Source organism: Aestuariivita sp. (assembly GCF_049276915.1).
GTDB lineage: Bacteria > Pseudomonadota > Alphaproteobacteria > Rhodobacterales > Rhodobacteraceae > Aestuariivita.
In genome coordinates, this window is the sequence record NZ_JBASXK010000041.1 from 1 (window position 1) to 6,737 (window position 6,737).

Below are 6,737 nucleotides of genomic sequence, written 5' to 3' on the forward strand. Positions count from 1 at the left end.
GGGACAAGCGGTTGTCGGTGGTAAAGGTAAGATCACCCGAGATATCGGCCACGCGGCCCAATCCTGCAGGGGGACCAACATCGCCGAACCCAAGCCCCGACAAAAACGCCGCAGTATCTCGGGTTTGGACGTCAATGCGCCCTGCCGCCTCTCCAGACGTGCTGGCACGCCCGTCAAAGGAGAAATTCCCGCCCGACGTGTCACCTGAAACAACCACAGGCACCACTGCCCCCTCAAGGAAGGCGGCGAAACTGCCGATTTCGCCCTTCAGGTTCAGCGCTGCGGTTGCATATGTGAAACCTAGCTGAAATGCCGCACTGCCTGCAGGATCAGGCCAGTCCAACCTCGCATCCAGATCAGACAGCTTCAGGGGCGATGCACCGGCGGCGGCATAAGTCAGGGTCGCATCGTTCAGGCTCAACCGTTCCAGCGAGAACTGACGGGTGCTGGCCTGCGCTGCCTGAGCGTCGCTGGTTGTCGCGCCCTGTGCAGGCACCTCAAACTCCCAGTTGCCGCGCCCATCTGCGCGGGTCGCAAGCCGCACCACCGGGCTTTGTGCTTCGATATGCTTGATACGGATATCTCCGCCCAACAAGGCGCGTGCATCCACTCCGATCGAAAGCCCATCGGCGGACATCATCGGCTGATCACCGGCCCAATCAGCATTGGACAGCGTCACCGGTCCCGTTGTGACCCCAAGAACCGGCCAGATGCTCAGCGAAACCTCGTCAGAGACCGTCAGTTCCCTGCCCGTCTGCGCGCGCAGTTGATCGCTGGCAATGGCCGCGATCCGTTCTTTTGGCAGGAAAAAAACCGCGCCTATCGCAAAGGCAAGCAGCACCAAGACAAGGCCCAGCAGGCGAAACATCCAACGCATTCTGCTCATGCTCCGTAGTTTTGAGATCAGCTTAGCGCAGTTGCCGTGTCACGCAATGCTTGCCTGCTCTGGGCAGATGGCTGCGCTTGGCCTATATGCGGGCGAATGAGCACAAATCCACCGAATCTCCGGCCAGACCTGGCCCCCGCTGCCCGCCTGAGCGATGACCGCCGCGCGGGCCAGCCAACTATTGGCATGGTGTCGCTTGGATGCCCCAAAGCATTGGTGGACAGCGAGCGGATCCTGACCCGGCTACGTGCCGAAGGATACGGTATCTCGCCGGATTACGCGGGTGCCGATGCGGTGATCGTGAATACCTGTGGATTTTTGGACAGCGCCAAGGCCGAAAGCCTGGAAGCAATCGGCGAAGCCCTTGATGAGAACGGAAAAGTCATCGTCACCGGATGTCTGGGGGCAGAACCGGAATACATCACCGGGGTCCATCCCCGCGTCCTGGCCGTGACCGGCCCGCATCAATATGAGCAGGTGCTGGATGCGGTCCACAATGCCGTTCCGCCTTCCCCTGATCCGTTCATCGACCTGTTGCCTGCAACAGGCGTGTCCCTCACGCCGCGCCACTATTCCTATCTCAAGATTTCCGAGGGCTGTAACCACAAGTGCAAGTTCTGCATCATCCCGGATATGCGTGGACGGCTCGCCTCTCGCCCGGCCCATGCAATTCTGCGTGAAGCCGACAAACTGGCGACTGCCGGAGTGCGCGAACTTCTGGTGATAAGTCAGGACACGTCGGCCTATGGGCTGGATCGCAAACATGATCTGAACCCATGGAAAGATGGCGAGGTGCGCAGCCATATCCTCGATCTGTCTCGGGAATTGGGGCGTTTGGGGGTCTGGGTGCGTTTGCACTATGTCTATCCTTATCCGCATGTGCGCGATCTGGTGCCACTGATGGCAGATCCCGAAAACGGCTTGCTGCCCTATCTGGACATCCCTTTTCAGCATGCTCATCCCGATGTCCTGCGGCGCATGGCGCGGCCGGCGGCAGCGGCGCGCACACTTGACGAGATTGCCGCCTGGCGCGCCACGTGCCCCGACATAACGTTGCGATCAACCTTCATCGTCGGCTATCCCGGCGAGACCGAGGCAGAGTTCCGGACGCTTCTGGACTGGATGGACGAAGCGCAGCTCGATCGGGTTGGTTGCTTCAAATACGAGAACGTTGCAGGCGCGCGCTCGAATACGCTGCCTGACCATGTGCCAGATGAGATCAAGCAGGATCGCTGGGAGCGATTCATGGCCAAAGCGCAGGTGATTTCAGAAGCCAAACTGCAAGCCAAGGTCGGTCGCACGCTTCAAGTCATCGTGGACGAGGTCGACGATGAGGCCGCGACCTGCCGCACCATGGCAGATGCGCCCGAGATCGATGGAAACCTCTTCATCGACGACGGCTTTGAAGGTCTGGCACCCGGCGATATCGTAACGGTGATGGTCGAAGAAGCTGGCGAATATGACCTGTGGGGAAAACGCGTCTGATCCGGGCGGAACCGGCGATTTTCAAAAAATCGCCTAGCCGGCCAGTTTCAACGCAAGCTCCCAGGCGACAGGATCGACAGAGACCGGGTCCGACAGGACACGACCCTGGCCCGGCATCCGCGCGCCTGCATCTTCGCCGACCGCGTCAGCAACTTTCGCCACGGTTTCATGGAACGCCGGGGCTGTGCTGGGATCCATCAACAGGTAGAGCTGGCCCAAATCATGGGGCCGACCCTCGGGCGCTTTCAAAGGCTTGACCTCGCGGGAGGTCACGCTGCCTGTAAGTCCTGCCACGAGGAGTTCGGCCATCAGGCCAAACCCCCACCCCTTATAGCCGCCCATGGATACCAGCGAACCACCCAAGGCGGCTTCGGGGTCTGTGGTCGGCACGCCCGCCGCATCCACGGCCCAACCCTCAGGAATGCGCTCCCCTGCCGCTTTGGCCATAGTGATTTTGCCAAGGGCAACCGTCGTGGTGGATTGGTCAAACTGCATCGCGATTCCGCCCTTTCCGTCAGGCACGGAAAAGGCGATCGGGTTGGTGCCGATCACCCGCGTCTTGCCCCCAGGAGGGGCCACGATGGGCGATGCATTGGTCATGCCCAGGCCAATCATCCCCGCGCGTGCGATCTGGCCGGTGAAAAAACCAAGCGAGGTGCAGGTATGCGTGTGCCCCACCGCAAGCTGAGCGGTCCCGCACTCACGCGCCGCCTCGATGGCTGTGTTCAACCCGCGCAGGAAGGCCGCCTGCGCAAAACCCAGTTTTCCGTCCACCCGCACCAGACCGGGGCGAGGACGACTAACCTCGGGTTCGACCTTGCCAAGCACGCGGCCTGAGCGCAGTTGCAGACAATAGCTTTCAAGATAATACAGACCGCAGATACGATTGCCGGTGGCCTCAGCTTCGGTCACGGCATCCGCAACCACATCCGCAACCCAGTCCGCCGCGCCATGCGCACGCAACGCCTGCGCCGTTACGGAATGTATCTCGGCCTGTGTAATCTGTGTCATGTCAACTGTCTTCGCTCAGGCGTCCCGCAGCGAGGCGTACGGTGCGATCCATACGTGCGGCCAATGCCATGTTATGCGTGGCAATTAACGCAGACAGACCGGTACCCGCCACCAGCTCCATCAGCGTCTCGAAAACCTGATCCGAGGTCGCCGGATCCAGATTGCCCGTCGGTTCATCCGCCAGCAATAATCGCGGAACATTGGCCATCGCCCGGCAAAAGGCCACCCGTTGCTGTTCACCGCCCGACAGGGCAGCGGGACGGTTTCCGGCGCGATCGGACAGCCCGACACGTTTCAAAAGCTCCTGCGCCCGTGCGGCCGCTTCGGCGCGCGCAACACCATTCGCCAATTGCGGAATGAGGACATTCTCAGCCGCCGAGAACTCTGGCAGGAGGTGGTGAAACTGATACACGAACCCCACCTGGGCGCGCCGGGTCGCTGTGCGCACCTGGTCACTGGTGCCCGTAAGCCTTTGGCCGGAAATCTCGACACTCCCTTCATCCGGTGTGTCAAGAAGACCGGCTATGTGCAGCAGCGTCGACTTTCCGGCACCGGATGGTGCGACAAGGGCAACGACTTCTCCGGCACCGATCGTCAGATCGACTCCGCGCAGCACTGTGACCTCACCGGGCTGTCCGCGATTGTAGGTCTTGGTGATCCCGCTCAGCTTCAGCGCCGCCTCATTCATAGCGCAAAGCCTCGACCGGGTTCAGCCTGGCCGCTCGGCGGGCCGGGAAGATTGTCACGATGAACGACAGGCCCAGGGACAATCCAACGGCCGACAAGACATCGCCAAGGTGGAGTTCAGCCGGCAATTGATAAAGGCCCCTGATCGACGGGTCCCACACACCTCCGCCCATCGCGTAATTCACGAAGGAAAAGATCGGGTCGATGTAAATGGCAAACAGGCTCCCAAGGATCACCCCGAAGACAGTTCCAATGATGCCGGTAAATGCGCCGCAGATGAAAAACACCCGCAAAATCGATCCCTGAGACAGGCCGATTGTCCGCAAGATGCCGATGTCGCGCCCCTTGTTCTTGACCAGCATGATCAAGCCCGAAACGATATTCATCGCCGCAATCAGCACGAGGATCGACAAGATGATGAACATCACGTTGTCCTCGACCTCCAGCGCTCTGAGAAATCCGCCGGATGCGTCGCGCCATGTCCAGACCTGTGTCCCATCTCCTGCCGCTTGCATCAGCGGTATGATCAGGCGGTCAATCTGCTCGGGCACTGTGACCATGACCTCCAACTCATCCGCCGCGCCGTCCCGGTTGAAGAAGGCCTGCGCTTCGGAAAACGGCAGATAGGCGCGCGTTCGGTCAATGTCGTATCGACCGGCAGAGAAAATATAGACCACCTCATAGGCGTTGATCCGCGGGCTCGTTCCCAGAGCCGTGCGCACCCCATTGGGCGAGATCAGCTTGACGCGATCCCCGACCTGCGCTCCGATTTCGCGGGCTACGCCGGATCCAAGGGCGATACCCTCTTGAAATCGCGCAATATCCCCTTGGCTTGTCTCGGGGTTGGCGATGCCCGGCAGGGTGAGGAGGTCCTCAGGCTTGATCCCATAGACCTCAACACCCGAGTTGCGGCTGCGCATATTGACCATGACCTGCCCACGCACCAGGGGCGCGGCACGGGTTACCCCCGGAACGGACGCGACACGCGCGGCCATCTCGTCATAATCGGTAATGGTTCGTTCGATCTGTCCCCCGGCGGTGATCTGGCCGGCATTGTAGATCGTCACATGCGCATTGGCACCGAGGATCGTATCAACGAATTCAGCGCGAAATCCCGAGCGCACCGCCAAAGTCGCGATCAAAGCGAAGACGGCCAGTGTAATCCCGATCAGGCTGATCCAGGTCATCACGCTTACGCCGCCTTCGGCGCGGCGTGCGCGCAGATATCGCCAGGCGATCATCCACTCAAAGGCTGCAAAGGGTGGTGGCTGATTGGCCATGGTAAGTCCTGCTGGGATGAATTGGACGGACAGTGCGAATTTGCCCCGTCCGCGTCAAGCTGCGGTCGAGCGGATCAGAGCGGCTTCGTGGGCTTTGGCAACTTTACGCGCGGTCGGCCAATCGCAGGTTTCTGATTGATCAAGCTCGGGAAAAATGGACAAGATCTCGGCGCGGACGTCCGGATCCGTCTCCATCACGAAATCGCCGGGGTGGAAGCTTTCGGTGGCGATGCCTTCCGCAAATATGATTTCGTGGCGATCAAACAGAAGATGGATGTAATCGACCGAGCGTCTTGGAGTGGAATGGATCGTGTCACCATTGACCAGATGCTTGGCAGCCACCAACACCTCTTCTTCGCCGAAAAGAAGTTCCGCCTGCCAACCGGTCAGCAACATGCGATGCTGGGGCGAAACCAGCAGATCGCGCTCATTTCCCAACGCGCCTGCACGAATGCGAATGGGGGCCAACTTGCCGCGCGCTGTCACCGTACGTCGACCAATCCAACGCAGCGGTTGCATCCCGGTGTCCTGCGTTGCGATCAGGTCTCCCACCCGGAGCGTTTCAACCGCGCGCGCACCCCATCGCGTCTCGATAAGCGTGCCCGGCGTAAAGCAAGGGACCACTTCCATCTGTGCCGGGGTGACATCGGTCTCGGTAAGAACAAAGGTCGTGTCGACCAGAGTTCCGTTCACCAGCGTCTGTCCGTCAATGGGCGAAAAGACCTCTTGCCCGTTGGCCAGGTAGAATGTCACACCGACATAGGTGATCTGGGTTCCATCAGCGGTCTCGATCGTGACTGTGTCACCGGGATAGACCTGACGGATATCAATGTTTTGAATCCGGTCGCCGCCAGACCGCGATATCAGACCGTTGTCGTTTCGATCGGTCACTGTGAGGGTCACAGTCGTCAGAAACGTCCCATCCGGCGGAGGGTTCGCCGGGTCCATAACATAGAAAATATCCTGAAAAGACGTGGGCACGTCTTTTGCTCCTTATCCTGCCTCAAAGGGGTCCGGATCATTAACGCCCAGATCGCCCATGGTCTCTAGACGTAGTCAAATGAGGCAAGTTTGTGAATAGACTTTGTTTTTCGCCATCCGCTTGAGGCTGAATCTGCGACTTGCGCGCAACGAATGAAACGGTCGACTCAAGATGCCATTTTGCAAGAATAAGCTTAAAACCAACCCTGAATCGCACGACGTCGTGCAAGCACAGAGCCAAAACCTATAAGACGAGATCTCAAAGGGAAATTTTCGCAGGATGATTGGCCGCGACACGCTTTCGTCATGGAATTGCCGCAATCTGATAGGCCTGCGTGAAAACCGCGCGAAACGACGGCAGCTGGATGCGCCGCCCGTGCAGCGTATCCAGCTTGTTGGCTTTCAAC

At 59.7% G+C, this 6,737-nt stretch carries 6 protein-coding genes; 1 reads left to right on the forward strand and 5 read right to left on the reverse strand.

Annotation, left to right across the window (positions count from 1 at the left end; all coding sequences use genetic code 11):
- On the reverse strand, positions 1 to 886 hold an 886-nt coding region (locus tag WAO69_RS04105), incomplete at its 3' end, for an AsmA family protein (RefSeq protein WP_422176777.1).
- 96 nt (positions 887 to 982) lie between these two features.
- Here WAO69_RS04105 and rimO point away from each other — a divergent pair.
- Positions 983 to 2,371, forward strand: a complete 1,389-nt coding sequence (gene rimO, locus WAO69_RS04110) for a 30S ribosomal protein S12 methylthiotransferase RimO (protein ID WP_422176778.1) — start codon at positions 983 to 985, stop codon at positions 2,369 to 2,371.
- 33 nt (positions 2,372 to 2,404) lie between these two features.
- Here the strand turns inward: rimO and WAO69_RS04115 are convergent, their stop codons facing one another.
- The 4 genes from WAO69_RS04115 to WAO69_RS04130 are packed head-to-tail and all read right to left on the reverse strand — an operon-like array spanning position 2,405 to position 6,330.
- The gene (locus tag WAO69_RS04115) at positions 2,405 to 3,382 is read right to left on the reverse strand and encodes an Ldh family oxidoreductase (RefSeq protein WP_422176779.1); all 978 of its coding nucleotides are present in this window, start codon (positions 3,380 to 3,382) and stop codon (positions 2,405 to 2,407) included.
- A 1-nt stretch (position 3,383) separates the two neighbouring features.
- Positions 3,384 to 4,070: an ABC transporter ATP-binding protein gene (locus tag WAO69_RS04120; RefSeq protein ID WP_422176780.1), complete on the reverse strand. Its 687-nt coding sequence runs from the start codon at positions 4,068 to 4,070 to the stop codon at positions 3,384 to 3,386.
- Complete coding sequence (locus WAO69_RS04125; protein WP_422176781.1) at positions 4,063 to 5,349, reverse strand: lipoprotein-releasing ABC transporter permease subunit; 1,287 nt, start codon at positions 5,347 to 5,349, stop codon at positions 4,063 to 4,065. Before WAO69_RS04125 ends, WAO69_RS04120 begins: the two co-directional genes overlap by 8 nt.
- Before the next feature lie 54 nt (positions 5,350 to 5,403).
- Entirely contained in the window at positions 5,404 to 6,330 is a 927-nt protein-coding gene (locus WAO69_RS04130) for a Hint domain-containing protein (RefSeq protein ID WP_422176782.1), read from the reverse strand.
- Between the last annotated feature and the right edge of the window lie 407 nt (positions 6,331 to 6,737).